Annotated in this window: 13 protein-coding genes; 10 read left to right on the top strand and 3 right to left on the bottom strand. The window is 34.4% G+C overall.

Going from position 1 to position 17,768, the window contains the following annotated elements; all coding sequences use genetic code 11:
• Positions 1-18: 18 nt before the first annotated feature.
• From JQC67_RS08100 to JQC67_RS08070, 7 genes are all read left to right on the top strand, one after another.
• Positions 19-957: a PorP/SprF family type IX secretion system membrane protein gene (locus JQC67_RS08100; RefSeq protein ID WP_203252318.1), complete on the top strand. Its 939-nt coding sequence runs from the start codon at positions 19-21 to the stop codon at positions 955-957.
• A 10-nt stretch (positions 958-967) separates the two neighbouring features.
• Positions 968-3,097: an OmpA family protein gene (locus JQC67_RS08095; RefSeq protein ID WP_203252317.1), complete on the top strand. Its 2,130-nt coding sequence runs from the start codon at positions 968-970 to the stop codon at positions 3,095-3,097.
• Between the two features lie 208 nt (positions 3,098-3,305).
• Entirely contained in the window at positions 3,306-4,091 is a 786-nt protein-coding gene (locus JQC67_RS08090; protein ID WP_203252316.1) for an SDR family oxidoreductase, read from the top strand.
• A gap of 165 nt (positions 4,092-4,256) precedes the next feature.
• Positions 4,257-10,343 carry an alpha-2-macroglobulin family protein gene (locus JQC67_RS08085; RefSeq protein WP_203252315.1) on the top strand — a complete coding sequence of 2,029 codons (6,087 nt, stop codon included), beginning with the start codon at positions 4,257-4,259 and terminating at the stop codon, positions 10,341-10,343.
• 123 nt (positions 10,344-10,466) lie between these two features.
• Positions 10,467-11,204: a carboxypeptidase-like regulatory domain-containing protein gene (locus JQC67_RS08080; protein ID WP_203252314.1), complete on the top strand. Its 738-nt coding sequence runs from the start codon at positions 10,467-10,469 to the stop codon at positions 11,202-11,204.
• Positions 11,201-12,214 carry a transglutaminase domain-containing protein gene (locus JQC67_RS08075; RefSeq protein WP_203252313.1) on the top strand — a complete coding sequence of 338 codons (1,014 nt, stop codon included), beginning with the start codon at positions 11,201-11,203 and terminating at the stop codon, positions 12,212-12,214. Before JQC67_RS08080 ends, JQC67_RS08075 begins: the two co-directional genes overlap by 4 nt.
• A gap of 97 nt (positions 12,215-12,311) precedes the next feature.
• Positions 12,312-12,689: a DoxX family membrane protein gene (locus JQC67_RS08070; RefSeq protein WP_203252312.1), complete on the top strand. Its 378-nt coding sequence runs from the start codon at positions 12,312-12,314 to the stop codon at positions 12,687-12,689.
• A gap of 37 nt (positions 12,690-12,726) precedes the next feature.
• Here the strand turns inward: JQC67_RS08070 and JQC67_RS08065 are convergent, their stop codons facing one another.
• The 3 genes from JQC67_RS08065 to JQC67_RS08055 form a co-directional block, all read right to left on the bottom strand.
• Complete coding sequence (locus tag JQC67_RS08065; RefSeq protein WP_203252311.1) at positions 12,727-13,254, bottom strand: DUF4136 domain-containing protein; 528 nt, start codon at positions 13,252-13,254, stop codon at positions 12,727-12,729.
• A 103-nt stretch (positions 13,255-13,357) separates the two neighbouring features.
• Positions 13,358-14,368: a GTPase ObgE gene (gene obgE / locus JQC67_RS08060; protein ID WP_203252310.1), complete on the bottom strand. Its 1,011-nt coding sequence runs from the start codon at positions 14,366-14,368 to the stop codon at positions 13,358-13,360.
• Between the two features lie 64 nt (positions 14,369-14,432).
• Positions 14,433-15,539: an adenylate kinase gene (locus JQC67_RS08055; RefSeq protein ID WP_203252309.1), complete on the bottom strand. Its 1,107-nt coding sequence runs from the start codon at positions 15,537-15,539 to the stop codon at positions 14,433-14,435.
• 166 nt (positions 15,540-15,705) lie between these two features.
• On the opposite strand from JQC67_RS08055, the gene JQC67_RS08050 reads away from it, so the two are divergent.
• Genes JQC67_RS08050 through JQC67_RS08040 form a run of 3 tightly spaced genes read left to right on the top strand, consistent with a single transcriptional unit; the run spans position 15,706 to position 17,748 of the window.
• On the top strand, positions 15,706-16,860 hold the full coding sequence (locus JQC67_RS08050; RefSeq protein WP_203252308.1) for a 5-(carboxyamino)imidazole ribonucleotide synthase: 1,155 nt from the start codon (positions 15,706-15,708) through the stop codon (positions 16,858-16,860).
• A gap of 1 nt (position 16,861) precedes the next feature.
• The gene (gene purE / locus JQC67_RS08045) at positions 16,862-17,350 is read left to right on the top strand and encodes a 5-(carboxyamino)imidazole ribonucleotide mutase (RefSeq protein WP_203252307.1); all 489 of its coding nucleotides are present in this window, start codon (positions 16,862-16,864) and stop codon (positions 17,348-17,350) included.
• A 2-nt stretch (positions 17,351-17,352) separates the two neighbouring features.
• A complete protein-coding gene (locus JQC67_RS08040) occupies positions 17,353-17,748 on the top strand; it encodes a hypothetical protein (protein ID WP_203252306.1) in 396 nt (131 codons plus the stop codon).
• Positions 17,749-17,768 lie beyond the last annotated feature (20 nt).

The raw sequence follows: 17,768 nt of genomic DNA, 5'->3' as shown, positions 1-17,768 counted from the left end.
TCATTTACTTCAGTTAAGATGAAAAAAACAATATACATAAGCATTTTCTTGTTCTGCGTTCAGTTTGCGCTACGTGCACAACAAGATCCACAATACACGCAGTACATGTACAACATGAGCGTAGTTAATCCTGCCTATACCACAAACGATTTAGGACGGTTGAATTTTGGTACTCTTTACCGTTCACAATGGGTGAGCGCTGTAGGTGGGCCATCTACCCTTACATTTTTCGCACATGTACCTGTTAGCGAAAAAATTGAAACCGGTATTTCATTAATTTCTGATAAAATTGGTGATGGTGCTGTAAAAGAGAACAATCTGTATATCGACTTTGCCTATATTTTAAAGTTAGACGATGTAAGTAATCTGTCACTAGGTCTTAAAGCAGGTGTAACAAATTTTGAAACTGATTTTAGTGGATTCAGACTTCCTGAACTACAAGATGACCCTAACTTTAATGAAAACATAAATACCAGTTTACCAAACATCGGTATTGGTGCTTTCTATAATAGAGAGAATTTTTACGCAGGTCTATCTATTCCTAATTTGCTATCCTCTAAATATATAGATTCTGAAAATGGAGTTAGCATGCTTGGATCTGAAGTGATGCATGTATTTGCAACAGCAGGTTATGTTTTTGAGGTAAGTGATAACCTAAAAGTTAAGCCATCGGTAATGTCTAAAATTGTAAAAGGTTCACCGCTTACAGTTGATGGCTCTTTGAATGTATTATTTAACAATCGTTTTGAAGTTGGCGCATCATACAGACTTGAAGATTCTGTTAGCGCAATGTTTAATATGACGGTTTTACCATCACTTCGTATAGGTTATGCCTATGATTATACCTTATCGAACCTAAGTGACTTTAGCGCGGGTTCACATGAAATATTTATTCTTTTTGACCTTGATTTATTAGGTCTTAACAAGGGTTATGACAAATCTCCAAGATTCTACTAGACAACAAGTTATGAAAAAAATAATATATACAATTCTGTTTCTCATTTGTGCTCAAACATCATTTGCACAAGATGATTTGAAACGTGCCAATACTTATTTTGAGCGTGCATATTACACTGATGCTATTCCTCTTTATGAAGAATTAGCAAAGACAAATAAAAGCTCAGTAGTAGTAAAAAACTTGGCTGACAGTTATTACAATACCTATCAACTGCCTAATGCTGCAAAATGGTATTCATATCTAACTTCAGTTTATGGTGATAATTTAGATGAAAGCTACTTCTTTAAGTATAGCCAAACGCTTAAAGCTATTGGTGAATATGCAGAAGCAACTGAGGTTCTTATGGACTATTATGCATCTAAAAATGATACGGAGCAAGTAAAAATATTAGAAGGGCAACTTAAGCATTTAGAAAATGTTGATGCAATTGGCGATCGTTTTACATTAACTAACGTTGCACTGAATACTCCTAATTCTGAATTCGGAGCATTGAGAGTAGATGATAACGTAGTTTATGCAGCAGCCAAAAAATCTAAAATTCCTTTGAGTGCAAAAAAATATCGATGGAATAATCAAAACTACCTAGATATGTATTCGCACCCAATTAGCGAGTTGACTTTAGGTGACAGTATTAGTACAGATTACTCTTCTACCATTAATACAAAAATGCACGAAGCTACTTTTGCTATTACTAAGGATAGAAAAACCATCTATTTCACACGAAATAATTATTTAAAAGGAAAAAGAGGTACAGACGGTGATAAAATTTCTAGACTAAAAATTTATAAGGCTACTTGGAAAGATGATAAATGGCAAGATTTTACAGAACTACCCTTTAACGGAGATGATTTCTCTACCGAACACCCAGCTTTAGACCCATCTGAAAGCACATTATATTTTGCTTCAGATAGACCAGGCGGACATGGTTCTTTAGATTTATATTCTGTAGCTATAAATGAAGTTGGAGAATTTGGTGAACCACAAAATTTAGGAAAAGATATTAATACATCTCGAAAAGAACAGTTTCCGTTTGTTGATGAATCGAACAACTTATATTTTTCATCAAACGGTCATGCAGGTTTCGGATTATTAGATGTTTTTGTTTCAAAAAAACAAAACGGCACATTCCAAAAACCGGATAATGTAGGTAAGCCATTAAACACAGGTTATGATGACTTTTCATATGCCATGGATGCGAATTCAAAAGAAGGGTTCTTTGCATCTAACAGGCCTGACGGAAAAGGTAGTGATGATATTTATCGTTTCTTAGAAACTAAACCATTAGTCATAGAAGACTGTAAACAATACATTGCAGGTGTAATTACTGATAAGACTACTAAAGAAATAATTCCTTTTGCTGAACTAAATCTATTAGATAGTACTGGTGAAATTATTGAAACGCAAACAGCTTCTGAAAATGCAGAATTCAAATTTACGGTAACCTGCGAAACAGAGTATACGGTAGTAGGTAGAAAAACGAACTACAAGGAAAACTTAAAAAAGGTAACTACAGATAATGAAAGAAGCAGTACTAAAGATGGTTCTTTAGAATTATTGACATTTGCTGAAATAGACCGACAAGAGGCTATTAATATTGGCAAAGCCAAAGAAGAAGAAAAACGACTTGCAGCTTTAGCAGAAGAAGAAAAAATTAAAGAAGCTGAAATTAAAAAGCAAGAAGAAATTAAAGCGAAAGAAAGAGCTGAGCAAGAACGTAAAAATCGTATCGAGCAAGCAATTGCTAATGAACCACTTATTGAGAGAGATGGTGATAGAATAATTATCAAAGCAGAGCCAAAAATTTACTTTGATTATGACCTATGGTACATACGTCTTAAATCAAAAGAAACGCTAGATAAAATAGTAACTATCTTGGAAAAACATAAAGGTATTCAACTTGAAATTGGCACGCATACTGATATTCGTGGTAACAATGATTACAACCAAGAACTTTCTCAAAAACGTTCAAATTCTGTTTATGAATATTTAGTAGAAAGCGGAGTTGACAAAAAACGCTTAAAAGCTAAAGGCTATGGTGAAACACAAACCATTGTAAAATGTGCAACAGAAGAAGCGTGTATTGAAGAACAACATGAAATTAACAGACGTTGTGAGTTTGTAATTGTTGATTGGAAATAAAAACTTAATTAAGCCCAAACTACACCATTTTATATATTGTTAGTAACAAGACCCCAACGGTTATATAACCGTTGGGGTCTTTTCATTGCTCAGTATTCTGATTACCTTCGTGAAAAACCATTCTCAGAAAAAAATCTGATGGTTCTGTTGCAATCAAAAACTGTTCAAAAATCTCTCGACCTCACGCGATGAGACAAATCGAAACGCTATGAAGATAATTTTAAAAGGAAAAAAAGCATTAGTTGGTGGAAGTAGTGGTGGTATTGGTAAAGCAATAGCACAACAATTAGCAGAAAGTGGTGCAAGTGTTACACTCATGTCACGAAATGAAAATAAACTTCAAAAAATACTATCTGAATTACCTACTGACCAAGGCCAAAAGCATAATTACCTACTAGTAGATTTTTCTAATTTTGAAGCATATAAAAAGATAATTTCCAATTTTTTCGAGTCTAATTCAGTTGATATTTTAATAAATAATACTCAAGGACCTGCCGCAGGTAGTGCTTTAGAAAAAAATATTGACGATTACCAACAAGCTTTTAACCTTTTATTCAAAACAGTTGTTTTTACAACTGAATTAGCCCTTAAACAAATGCAAAAAAACAACTGGGGAAGAATAATTAATGTTGCTTCTGTTTCTGTAAAAGAACCACTTTCTTATTTAGCCTTATCAAATTCTATTCGGGCCGCTGTGGTAACTTGGGCTAAATCATTAGCTAATGATGTCGGTAAAAATCAAATAACCGTTAACAGTATACTTACCGGGTATTTTGACACTGAACGTATAACACAACTAAATGCTAAAAAAGCAGAGCAATTAGGAATTTCTCAAAATGAAGTCCGCTCAGAAATGGAATCTAGAGTGCCGGTTCAACGCATTGGAGACCCTAATGAATACGGATATTTAGCTACTTTTTTAGCATCTGAAAAAGCTGCATATATCACGGGAGTTCAAATTCCTATTGATGGCGGATTATTAAAATCACTTTAAAAGCTCATTTATCCTTTTTCCTAACCCAAAATAGCACTTCACTCATTTTTAATTGTTTGAAGTGAATTATGGAATCATCTTTGCCTTTACCTTTGTAATTGAACTCAGCTGATTCATTTAGAACATTCTACTTTTTGGGCTGAATTCGTATTAAATAAATAAAAGATGAAAAATGCTGTATTGCTTATAACCATAATTCTATTTGCACAATTAACTATGGCTCAAGAAAATAGCGAAACTTATACTTCTCTTTGGAATCCAGTTGAAAAACTTGAAAATGAAGAATTAACAACGTCTGCACTTAAAATTGTTAGAACAATTGCTACTAAGGCGAAAGAAGAAAAAAATGGTCCGCAAATAATTAAAGCCTTACTGCACCAATCAAAATATGTACTTATTTTAGAAGAAGATGCACGATTAAAAATTGTAAATGATTTTAAAACAGAAATTGATAAAGCTGAGTTTCCAACCAAAAATATTTTAGAAAGCTATTTGGCAAATTTATATTGGGACTTTTTTCAAGACAATCAATATCAATTTTATAACCGTACCAAAACTGAAACTAAAGTTGACCAAGATGATTTTCGCACCTGGGATTTAAACACCCTATTTCAAGAAATTAAAATTCATTTTGATGCCTCACTTAAAAACGAAGAGGGCCTACGAGATATAGCATCGTCAACTTTTGATGTTATTTTAAACAAACATAAAGGCTCTGAAATTTACCGTCCATCGCTGTTAGATTTATTATCACATTCGGCCCTTGAATTTTATCAAACCAATGAAACAAATATCACTCGCCCTGCTGATAAATTCGAAATAGATAATCCACAGCTACTTTGTGAAGCATTTCAGTTTACAAAACTTGAAATTGACACTACTGATCAAACCTCAACGCAACGGAAAGCGCTACAAATATACCAGCAGCTTTTACAACATCATATAGACGATTCAAAAAATGAAGCCCTTATTTATATTGACATTGAGCGATTAAAATTTATTTATGAAAACGCTGTTTTTGAAAATAAAAATGAACTTTATTTTGAAGTTTTAACCAATTCAGTTGAAGCATTAAAACAAAATGAAAATGCGGCGCTGTATCAATATGAAATAGCTTGGTTGTATAAAAATATGGGGCAATCTTATAATCCAACTGGTGACATATCAAATCGTTGGAAATTAAAAGAAGCGCTAGAAATTTGCGAATCTGTTTTAGAAAAATATCCTGAAAGTAAGAGTGCTGATAAATGTAAATCGTTAAAATCTCAAATCTTAGCAGAGACTTTACGATTAAAAAATGAGCAACATATTCCGGTAAATACGCCTTCCCGCTTATTGGTACATTACAAAAATCACAATCTTTTACAATTGTCGGCTAGAAAAATTTCGCAGGATCAACTTGAAAAATTAGATGACATTTGGGAACATCCGAAGAAATTAGCATTCCTTAAAAAGTTACCTATCATAAAAGAATGGGAGGCTCCATTAAAAAATGAAAAAGACTATCAAGAACATAGTACTGAAATTATCTTACCTGCCCTGCCAAATGACCAGTACGTTATTTTGGCAATGCCCAAAGAAAACAAATATGGCACTTTTGCTTATAGTCCGGTTCAAGTAACCGACTTTGCATTGGTTGAGACTAGAACAGCCACTCACCAAAACTTTCAGGTTATTGATAGAAACAATGGCTCGCCAATTTCAGGAGCCAATTTAAAATTCCGTTATCAAGTTCGACATGACGGAGCTCATAAAAACAAAACTTTTATAAGTGATAAAATGGGAATGGTTTCTATCCCTTTAACCAAAGAAAACTGGAACGATCTAAGTATTCATATAAATCATAAAAAAGAAACAGCATATTATAATGACTTTTATGTAAGTAAAAAGTATAAACAAGGAAAATTTACGAGTGATTATAAGGCCTTTATTTTCACGGATCGAAGTATTTATCGCCCTGGCCAACCCTTATTTTTTAAAGGAATTGCAATTAAAAGAGAATTGGGTAAGTCAACCGTTTTAGAAAATGCCAGGGTAAATGTGATTTTGAAAGATGTTAACTATCAAGAGGTTTCATCACAGCAGTTCGAGACTAATGAATATGGTTCGTTTTCAGGAGAATTTATTTTACCATCAAACGGTCTTACAGGAAACTTTTCTATTCAAATAAATTCAAAGAAACTTGCTTTGTCAGGTGCTACAAATTTCTCAGTTGAAGAATATAAACGACCAAAATTTGAAACTTCTTTTGAACCCATTACTGATACGTTTAAGGTTAATGATAGTGTAACCGTTAATGGAATTGCAACCGCGTACGCCGGTAGTTCTATTACAGATGCGAATGTGGTGTACAGAGTAAAACGAGTAGTTTACTTCCCGCGTTGGTACTATTGGTCTAGGCCCTATTTTAATAGTACGCCGCAAGAAATTGCCCATGGAGAAACAAAAACAGATGCTTCAGGGAAATATGAAATTAACTTTAAGGCATTACCTGAGAATAATAGCAAAGCCAAAGATTTACCAACTTTCAGCTATGAGGTAACGGCAGACGTTACTGATATAAATGGAGAAACGCACAGCACTACAACAACTGTTCGCGTCGGTTACCATACCATGACTGCAAATATGTATTTACCTGACCCACTTGATAAAGAGGCAGAAACTATTGATTTATCAGTTTCAACTAGCAACCTCAACGGACAATCGGTGCCTGCAAAAGGTAGTTTAAAAATGTACAAATTAACGCCTCCAGAAAATGTATTGCGCAGTAGACCTTGGGTAGCACCAGATTACCAAGGTTTTTCAAAAGAGGAATTTAAAAATATTTATCCGCATGATGCATATTCAAATGAACATGACTACGCCCAATGGAAAAAAGGAAATTTGGTTTGGGAATCAACTTTTGATACGGGTGAATCAACGGAAGTAAATTTGGGTAACCTGAAAAAATGGATGTCTGGTAAATATGTCATTGAACTTGAAACGAAAGATAAGTTTGGCCTAGACGTAAAAGATATAATTTACACTACCCTATTTAGTCATAACGACAAGAAACTTGCTGACAACCAACTTTTTCAAATCAAGACTGATAAGCAGAGTTATGCCATTGGAGATAAAGTTGAGATAACACTTTTAAGTAGCGTTAAAGATTTAGACATTACTGTTTTTGTTGAAAAAAATCATAATATAATAGACACTAAACTGATTCATCTTAATAATGATTCTAAAACTTTTAGTGTACCCATTACAACCGATGATTTAGGCGGATTTTCAATCAATTATAGTTATTCTGCTTTTAATGAATATCACTCAGGTAGCCAAAATATCGCTGTGCCATATCCTCAAAAAAATCTTGAAATAGAAACTTTAACTTTTCGTGATAAGTTAAAACCAGGTACTGATGAATCATGGTCGTTTAAGATAAAAGGTTCGAAAGGTGAAAAAGTAGCCGCTGAATTATTGGCGAGTATGTACGATGCTTCTTTAGATGCTTTTAGAGGACACTACTGGGGGTTCAATCCTATTTACCGACCAACATATTACGCATCAACATACAGCAATGCACAACGCAGTTTTGGCACTGCTTCATTTAGTGTATACTACGATACTAACGGAATACAGAGTTATACCCAGCAGCGTTTTGATTCTTTCAATTGGTTTTATTTTTATTTTAATAGTGGTCATAATTTCGGAGGATTTAGAGAAAGTGCTGTTGCCTACAAGAGAATGGCTGCTAACGCACCAGAATCTGAAATGATTATGGAAGACAATGCATCTTTAGATGAAGTTGTTATTACCGGATATGGTTCTAAAAAAAAGAAAAGCATTACCGCCGCAGCTACTGAAGTTTCTGAAGAATCCTTGGAAAATAACAAAGAATCAGATGACAATTCTGAGGAAGTCCAGATTCGTAAAAACTTGCAAGAAACTGCCTTTTTCTTTCCGCAGTTACAAACGGACAAAGATGGAAACATTAGCTTCAATTTTACAACTCCAGAAGCATTAACCAAATGGAATTTGCAATTGTTGGCGCATACCAAAGATTTACAAAGCATCTATACCACAAAGCAAACAGTCACTCAAAAAGAATTGATGTTTATACCCAATGCGCCACGTTTTCTTAGAGAAGGGGATGAAATTGTAATCAGCTCCAAAGTTGCCAATCTTACCGATATGAATTTATCAGGTATTGCATCACTTGAATTGATCGATGTAGTAACAGGAAAAGATGTTACAAAAAAACTATTGATTTCTCCCCCTTCGGGAGAGATGCCAAAGGCTGAAGGTAACTTTCAAGTAGATTCTTTAAGCAATACTCAAGTTTCTTGGCGATTGAAGATTCCCGAGAATTTGCAGGCCCTACAATACAAAGTAATTGCGAAAGCAGGAGACTTTAGTGACGGAGAGCAGAATTTATTACCTGTTTTGACCAATAGAATGTTGGTCACAGAAACCCTGCCGATGTGGGTACGCAGTAATCAAGCTAAAACTTTTATACTAGACAAACTGAAGAACAACTCGTCAACTTCGCTAAAACATCATAAGTTGACTCTAGAAATGACTAGCAACCCTGCATGGTATGCGGTGCAGGCACTCCCCTATTTAATTGAGTACCCACACGATTGTAATGAGCAAATGTTTTCTAGATATTATGCAAATACTTTAGCAAGCCATATTGCTAATTCAAATCCGCGTATTCAAGAGGTATTTGATCAATGGCGAAATTCAGATGCACTTTTGAGTAACCTTGAAAAAAATCAAGAATTGAAATCATTGTTGATTCAAGAAACGCCGTGGTTACGCGATGCCCAGTCTGAAACCGAACAGAAAAAACGAATCGCACTTTTGTTCAATTTAGACAAAATGAAAAACGAAAGAGCGAATGCTTTGCGAAAGTTGCAAAACAATCAAAAGTCTTCTGGTGCTTGGCCTTGGTTTAGCGGCGGACCTGATAATCGTTTTATCACGCAGCATATCATTGCTGGTTTCGGACATTTGAAAAAACTATCTGTTACATCAAATGATGCAGAAACGCAACAAATGATCAAAAAAGCAATTGCTTATTTAGATGCTCAATTTGTTGATGAATACAATAGAATGAAGCGATATACTTCTAATTTAAAAAACGATCATTTAAGCCAAACACAAATTCACTATTTATACATGCGTAGTTTCTTTGCAGATGTACCTTCTAGCAAAAATGTCAAAGAAATAACATCCTACTACAATGATCAGGCTCAGAAATACTGGATGAACCGTGGTTTATATTCTAAAGGAATGCTAGCATTAATCCTCCATAGAAATGAGGATGTAAAAACAGCTTCAAAAATACTGAGGTCTTTGAAAGAGAATAGTATTACATCGGAAGAATTGGGCATGTATTGGAAGGAAAATACCGCTTCATGGTATTGGTATCAAGCACCAATTGAAACTCAGGCTTTGATGATTGAAGCTTTTGGAGAAATTGAAAACGATATTAATACGATTGACAATCTGAAAATTTGGTTACTGAAGAATAAACAAACCAATCAGTGGAGTACTACCAAAGCTACAACCGAAGCAGTTTATGCTCTATTGCTACAAGGCAGCGATTGGCTTTCCGTTTCTGATGCTGTAGCAGTTCTAGTAGGTGGTGAAAAAATTGAACCTTCCAAATTAGAAAATGTAAAAATAGAAGCAGGTACTGGGTACTACAAAACCGCATGGAATGGCTCTGAAATTACACCCAAAATGGCAGAAGTTCAGATTACAAAAAAAGGAGAAGGTATTGCATGGGGCGCTATGTACTGGCAATATTTTGAGGACTTAGACAAGATAACATCTGCAGAAACTCCATTAAAGTTGAAGAAAAAACTTTTCTTAAAAAAGAATACCGATACAGGTGAAGAATTAGCTGAAATTACTAAAAGCACAGATTTAAAAGTTGGTGATTTGGTTCGGGTGCGCATTGAATTAAAATCGGATCGTGATATGGAATTTATTCATATGAAAGATATGCGTGCTGCTGGCTTTGAACCCACCAACGTAATTTCGACGTACAAATGGCAAGATGGTCTTGGCTATTATGAAAACACAAAAGATGCAAGCACCAATTTCTTTATTGACTTTTTACCTAAAGGCGTGTATGTTTTTGAATATGATATACGGGTAAACAATGCTGGTGAATTTAGCAATGGCATAACTACTATTCAAAGTATGTATGCACCTGAATTCTCAAGTCATTCAGAAGGTGTTCGCGTTGAAGTTGACTAAATTTTTTGTTTCATATTTATCAAATTAACTAGTTAACTCATTGAAAGTATACATAGCCTAATTTCACTTTTTATTTACTGGTTTATAACTATAGTTTAGAGCTATAATCATAAACCAAATAATATGAAAAATGCAATACAGATTTCAATTGAAAAACCTTGTACAAAAAAATTTAATAATTTTAGTATAACAAAAAAGGGAGGATTTTGCAACGCTTGTAAAAAAGAAGTAATTGATTTTACTACAATGAACGAGTTTGAATTAATCAAAGTACTGACTGATGGTTCCGATAAAATTTGTGGTAAATTCAAATCTTCGCAACTCAAAAATTATGAAAAAAACGCACTAACTATGATACATACCAATTCAATATCAAAGCGCTTTGGCATCATGGGCCTTTCATTATTTGCATTTTGTGCTACTTCTAATTCACAAGCACAAGAATTAGCAAGTTTAGAAACAACCGTTCAAACTGAGATTCGTATTGATAATAGGCTCACCACAACTGAAACAATTGTCATAGACCAACACACAATCACCGGTACCGTACTTGACGAAGAAAACGTACCACTACCCGGTGTAAATGTTGTTTTGAAAGGCACTTCGGAAGGAGTCATTACAGACATTGATGGTAAATTTGAATTCCCATCGGCTTTAGACGTTGGCGACATTTTAATTTTCAGCTATATCGGTTATGAAACGAAACAGTACAAAGTAACTGAGAGTAATTCAGAAACAGTAGACATCAAAATTACTTTTGATTCATATGACGTAGAGCTTATGGGTGAAGTTGTAATTGATGGCCCTTATAAAACAAAACGTGGCATTTTTCATAAGTTGACTTCGGCCTTCAAAAAATGAGAATTGCCTTCACAATTCTATTTTTAATCAGTTCGTTGGCATACTGTCAGCGAACTGATTTTGATACCGCAAATTTTAATAAAGCAGATAGTATTGCGCAACTATATTATGGCGAAAGTTTAAAAAACTTTCCAATTCTTAGCCATAAACTTACCAAAGATTTAAAATTAGATGTTGAAAAATTCAGGTCAATTTACACTTGGGTTTGTATGAATATTGAAAATGATTACAGCTCTTACTTAAGAACCACTAAAAAGCGTAAAAAGCTAGCTAAAGATAGAGATGCATTGCTTGAGTGGAATAAAAACCATGTACCCAAAGTTTTAAACAAATTAGTAAAAGAACGAAAAACAGCCTGTACTGGGTATGCCTTTTTATTACGGGAATTAGCAGATTTAGCAGGCCTTAATTGTAAAATTATAGATGGTTTTGGCCGTACAGCCACTTTAACTTTAGACGCAAATAGTTTACCAAATCACTCATGGAATGCCATTGAATTAAACGGCAAATGGTATTTATGTGACCCTACTTGGTCTGCTGGCAGAATTATATTAGAGGAGGATGGACCACAATTTGAAAGCAATTATTTTGATGGCTACTTTTTGGCGGACCCTCGCGTATTTGTTAAAAATCATTATCCGCTAGAGTTAAAATGGACACTTTTAAATAAACCACCAAGTTTTAACGAATACATAAAAGGACCCATAGTCTACAAAGAAGCTTTCAACCCTCAGATTATTCCACTAACACCAGAGCATATGAGGTTTGAAACTGTTAAGAATAAGACTGTAGTATTTACAATAGAATCAATTGATGGAGAAATTGCTGATAATGTTCAGCTGCAAATTGATGCTGGTAATGGAAATAGAAGTACAATTCCGAAGATAACAACCGAACAGAACAAACTACTTCTAGATCATGTTTTTACCAAAACAGGTGTCTTTGATGTACATATACAAGTAGCAGACGCTATTATTGCGACTTATGTTGTAAAAGTAAAGCGAAAATAAGGCCAAGTTCAATTCTTTCTTAAAGTACGTTACAATTATACATTTATTCTTTTTTTTTACTACATTTAAAATGTAATCAACTCAAAACCTTACTGTTATGAACACAAAACTATTTATGGTACTAAGAATTATTTTCGGTGTTTTATTAGTAATCTTTGGATCCGAAAAATTTTTTCATTTTATGCCTCAACCAGAAGTTGCTTTTTCAGATGCCGTACTTAATTACATGGGCGCATTAATGAATACTAATACAATATACCTCGTTGGCCTTGTTGAATTAGTTGCTGGTTTAACGCTAATCTTTAATAAGTTTGCAGCGTTACTAATGATAATTTTGATGAGCGTTTCAATAAATGCTGTACTATTTCATGCAACTATATCACCAGGTGACATTTACGGAGCTATAGTTCTACTATTATTAAATATTGTAATGTTATTTGGTTATAAAAACCAGTACAAAGAATTGCTTTATTAAAAAATATAGGAGATTGTTTTCTTAACGGAAAACGTTTTTATTTGCTTGATTTCGGGGGATATTTTGAAAGCATTTTATCAACCAATTCAGCTAAATTTTCTTCTCGAATAGCCGGAGGAACATTTTCTTTATACGTATTTTGACAATTCGCCTGCCAAAAAAGCTGGTCTCTTTTTGCATCAACAAAATCAAAACGAATTTTTCGTTGCAGCTTATTTTGCCCAACTGGTATACCGACTGAAACGCCGCCACCTATATTTCTTCCGCCACTACCAACCCCTACTCCAATTGAAGAATTCTGTGGTGCTTGAAATGATTCACTTGTAATATTGATTAAAAAATCAGGCTCCTCTGAATATACCATACCTTTAATTTGCAAGGTTATATCCATAATATTGAGCAACCGTTTTTCATCAAGTTCACTTAAACCAGTATTTAAATCAGAATAGTAGTTATATGTAGTATAGTTTGTGAAATCGGTATCCTTATCAAAATCATAGTTCACCTTAGTAGCCCCACACGAAGTGCAAAGAACTAAAAGGAAGAAACTAAGTATAAGTCGCATCACATCTTTTTATACCACAAATCCCCTTTAAATATGGGACAAAGTAGTTATTGATAGTAGGTAAAAATAATGAAAAAAGGAACCTGAATAGGTATATTAAGCTTTAATTCGATGAATTGTTCAACATAGCCCAAAGCCTATCTTTCAATTCAGTTATACCTTTCTGTGCTACTGATGAGATAAACATATATGGTACGTTCTTCAATTCTTTATCTAATTCAACCCGAATCTCTTGTATCAATTCATCATCTAACATATCACTTTTAGAAATGACAACAAGCCGTTCTTTATCTAGTAATTCAGGGTTATAGCGCCGTAATTCGCTTAAAAGAATATTATACTCTTTACCAATATCATCACTATCAGCAGGCACCATAAACAAAAGGGTTGCATTACGTTCAATATGACGTAAAAAATAATACCCAAGACCTTTACCTTCGGCAGCTCCTTCGATAATACCTGGAATATCGGCCATTACAAAACTTTGAAAATCTCGGCACTGAACAATACCTAAATTTGGTTTCAAAGTTGTAAACTCATAATCGGCAATTTTTGGTTTTGCTGTGGTAACAACAGAAAGTAATGTTGATTTTCCTGCATTGGGAAAACCTACTAAGCCCACATCAGCTAATACTTTCAACTCTAATATTACTTCAACTTCTTGACCAGCAACACCTGATTGTGCATATCGGGGAGTTTGATTTGTAGAAGTTTTAAAATGCCAATTCCCTCGGCCTCCCATTCCGCCTTCAATCAATACTCTTTCTTCACCATGCTCGGTAATCTCAAACATAACCTCTTCTGTTTCCGCATTTTTGAAGACAGTACCTAACGGCACATCCAAATAAACATCCTCACCATCAGATCCAGAACTGCGCTGTTTTGATCCATGACCTCCATGACCTGCTTTAAAATGTCTTTTGAATTTAAACCCTACTAAAGTCCAAAGATTTTGATTGCCACGAATAATTATATGACCTCCTCTACCACCATCGCCGCCATCTGGACCGCCTTTGGTAATGAATTTTTCGCGATGTAAATGCACAGAGCCTTTACCCCCATTACCAGATTCAGCACGAATTCTAACGTAATCAACAAAATTACCTTCGGTCATTGAAAAAATTTATGGTTTAACGCGAATTATATATTCGAAAATCTATTCGTACCCGATTCAAATACTATAGCTCTTCTATAACTTTACCTAAGCGCATGGTAATTTCATCAATAGCACCAATACCATTGACACTGTGAAACTTACCCTGTGCTCCGTAAAAATCTTTTAGTGGAGCTGTTTTTTGATTGTATTCATCAAAACGATTACGAATCTTACTTTCATCTTGATCGTCACTACGACCACTTACCTTACCGCGCTCTAAAAGTCTTTGAATTAAGATTTCATCATTTGCCTCTAAAGCGATAGTGGCATTAATTCTCATTTCTTTAGTAGATAAGAACTTGTCTAAAGCCTCAGCTTGTGCAGTTGTTCTAGGGAAACCGTCAAAAATGAATCCGCTGGCATCAGGATTACTATCTACTGCATCTTCAAGCATTTTAATTGTAACCTCATCGGGTACCAAATCACCTTTATCAATATATGATTTTGCCAACTTACCTAAATCAGTATCATTCTTCATATTATAACGAAACAAATCTCCTGTAGAAATATGTTTTAAGTTATACTTTTCTTTTAAAAATTCAGCTTGAGTGCCTTTACCTGCGCCCGGTTTACCGAATAGTACTAAATTAATCATATGTTTATGGTTTAGCTGGTATACTTCTTTTAAATTACGCCCCAGTTCATTATAATCGAGTCCGTAACCTACAATAAATTTATCAGGTATTTCAATACCTACGTAATCAATTGCATATTCACCATTGTAAATTTCTGACTTATAAAAAAGGCTAGCAATTTTAAATTCTTTCACATTAATGTTTGAGAACATGTGAATTAATTCTTGAAGTGTGCGACCAGTATCAATAATATCTTCTAAAATAATCACACTTCTACCTTCAATATTCTCAGAAACGTCTAATAAAGTTTCAACAATACCAGTAGAGGTTAAACCGCCATATGAGCTCATTTTCACAAATGAAACCTCACATGGGTGCTGGTATGCCTTTAAAAAATCAGCAACGAACATAAATGCACCATTAAGCACACCAACAAAAATTGGAGTCTCATCTTTATAATCAAGCGCAATTTTATCAGCAAGTTCTTGTACAGCTGTCAAGATTTGCGCTTCGCTTATAAAAGGTTTAAAATATTGATCGTGGAGCTTTATCACTGCATATTTTTATAGGACGGCTAATATACTGAAGTGAATTAAACTATTCATGTTCTAGCATGAATTAAATTATGTTTTGAAGGCCTTTTTTGATAAGATACCTATGGTTTTGCGAAATCGGTGTATTTTTGTGGTATCACCTTCAAATAAGGCGAAGTAATTGACAATGGAATACTTTTCTTCAGATTTTACCTTAGGAATATTAGGCGGAGGTCAGCTCGGCAAAATGATGTTGTATGAAACCCGTAAATGGGATATACGTACCAAAGTAATGGATTCTTCAGAAGAAGCGCCATGTAAAATAGCATGTGACCAATTTGTTATTGGAAATCTTTTAGATTTTGATGATGTATATAATTTTGGGCAAGATGTTGATGTGATCACTATTGAAATTGAGAATGTAAACTTAAATGCCTTAGAAAAATTAGAATCTGAAGGTAAAAAAGTATACCCCCCTACAAAGGCTTTGCGTATCATTCAGAATAAAGCAAAGCAAAAATTATTTTATATTGATAACAATATTCCGACTGCTGATTTTCAAAGATTTGCCTACAAAAGTGAAATTGAAGACAGTATACTTAATGGAGGATTGAAGCTGCCGTTTATATGGAAAGTAGCCCAATTTGGTTATGACGGTCAAGGGGTGAAAGTAATTCGAAAAATTGAAGATCTTGAGGCTTTGCCACCCAATGAATGTATTGCTGAAGAAATGATAAATTTCAAAAATGAGCTTGCAGTTATTGTTTCTAGAAGTGCTAGTGGTGAAGTAAAAACATACCCCGTAGTTGAAATGGAATTTCACCCGGAAGCTAATCAAGTAGAATATGTTATTTGTCCGGCTCGAATTTCTGATGAAGTAGCCCAAAAAGCACAAGAGATTGCGCTTAAAGTTTCGCAAAAAATTCAACAAGTGGGTTTATTGGCTGTTGAAATGTTTCAGACGCAGGATGACAAAATATTAGTAAATGAAGTAGCTCCAAGACCGCACAACAGCGGGCACTATAGTATTGAGGCTAGTTATACCAATCAATTTGAACAGCATATTAGAGCTATTTTAGATTTACCGTTAGGTAATACGGCTAGTAAAGTTGCAGGTATTATGGTAAATCTTGTTGGCGCTGAAGGTCATACTGGTAATGTAGTGTATGAAAATCTTGATGCTATACTAAAGATGGATGGTGTTACGCCCCATATTTATGGCAAAAAACAAACTAGACCGTTTCGTAAAATGGGTCATGTCACTATTGTAAATCAAGATATTGACGAAGCACGTCGTGTTGCACAAGAAGTAAAAGAAAGAATTAAAGTAATTAGCAAATAATATGAGTAAAGTAGCTGTAGTAATGGGAAGCACTAGCGACCTACCGGTAATGCAAGATGCCATAGATATCTTAAAAGGTTTTGACATTGAAGTTGATGTTGATATTGTTTCAGCACATCGTACACCTGAAAAACTTTTTGATTTTAGCAAAAATGCACATACAAATGGTTATTCGGTAATAATTGCAGGTGCCGGTGGTGCAGCACACTTACCAGGTATGGTTGCGTCAATGTCGCCTTTACCTGTAATCGGTGTTCCTGTTAAAAGCAGTAATTCTATTGATGGTTGGGATTCTATCCTGTCTATTCTTCAAATGCCAGGTGGCGTTCCTGTAGCAACAGTTGCCCTTAACGGAGCTAAAAATGCAGGTATTCTCGCTGCTCAAATTATTGGCAGCTCAGACAAATGCGTGCTTGACAAAATTATTCTCTACAAAGAAGGTCTAAAGCAGAAAGTAATTGAAGGCGCAAAATCAGTAAACAATAAATAGACATGAAAAAATTCATGCTATTATTTACAATACTAATATTCTCTTGTCAATCTAGCCATGATGTTGAAGAAATAAAACTTACAAAACCTACCATGGTCAGTATTGCTCCAGATAGTGTTGCCATTAAAAAATTACAAGAAAAGTGGGGTGACGAGGAATTTCCGGTGTTTATAAACGATGTTATGTGGTATGATAGTGAGTTAATGATGTTGGTAGATAGTCTTGATATCAAACAAATTAACAGTGAGAAAAGAAAGATAAAGCTTATTGGAGGAGAAAACCATTGGCAGATTGACATGGATACGACCGAACTAAAATGGCTATACATATATTTTGATGGTACAGAATTTTTAGAGCGAGATGCCATTACCATGAGAGAATTACTAAGCAGCAACTAAAATCTTAACGTAAACTTTAA

Source organism: Aurantibacter crassamenti, assembly GCF_016811105.1.
Lineage (GTDB): Bacteria > Bacteroidota > Bacteroidia > Flavobacteriales > Flavobacteriaceae > Aurantibacter_A > Aurantibacter_A crassamenti.
This window is presented reverse-complemented; position numbering and strand designations above follow the sequence as displayed.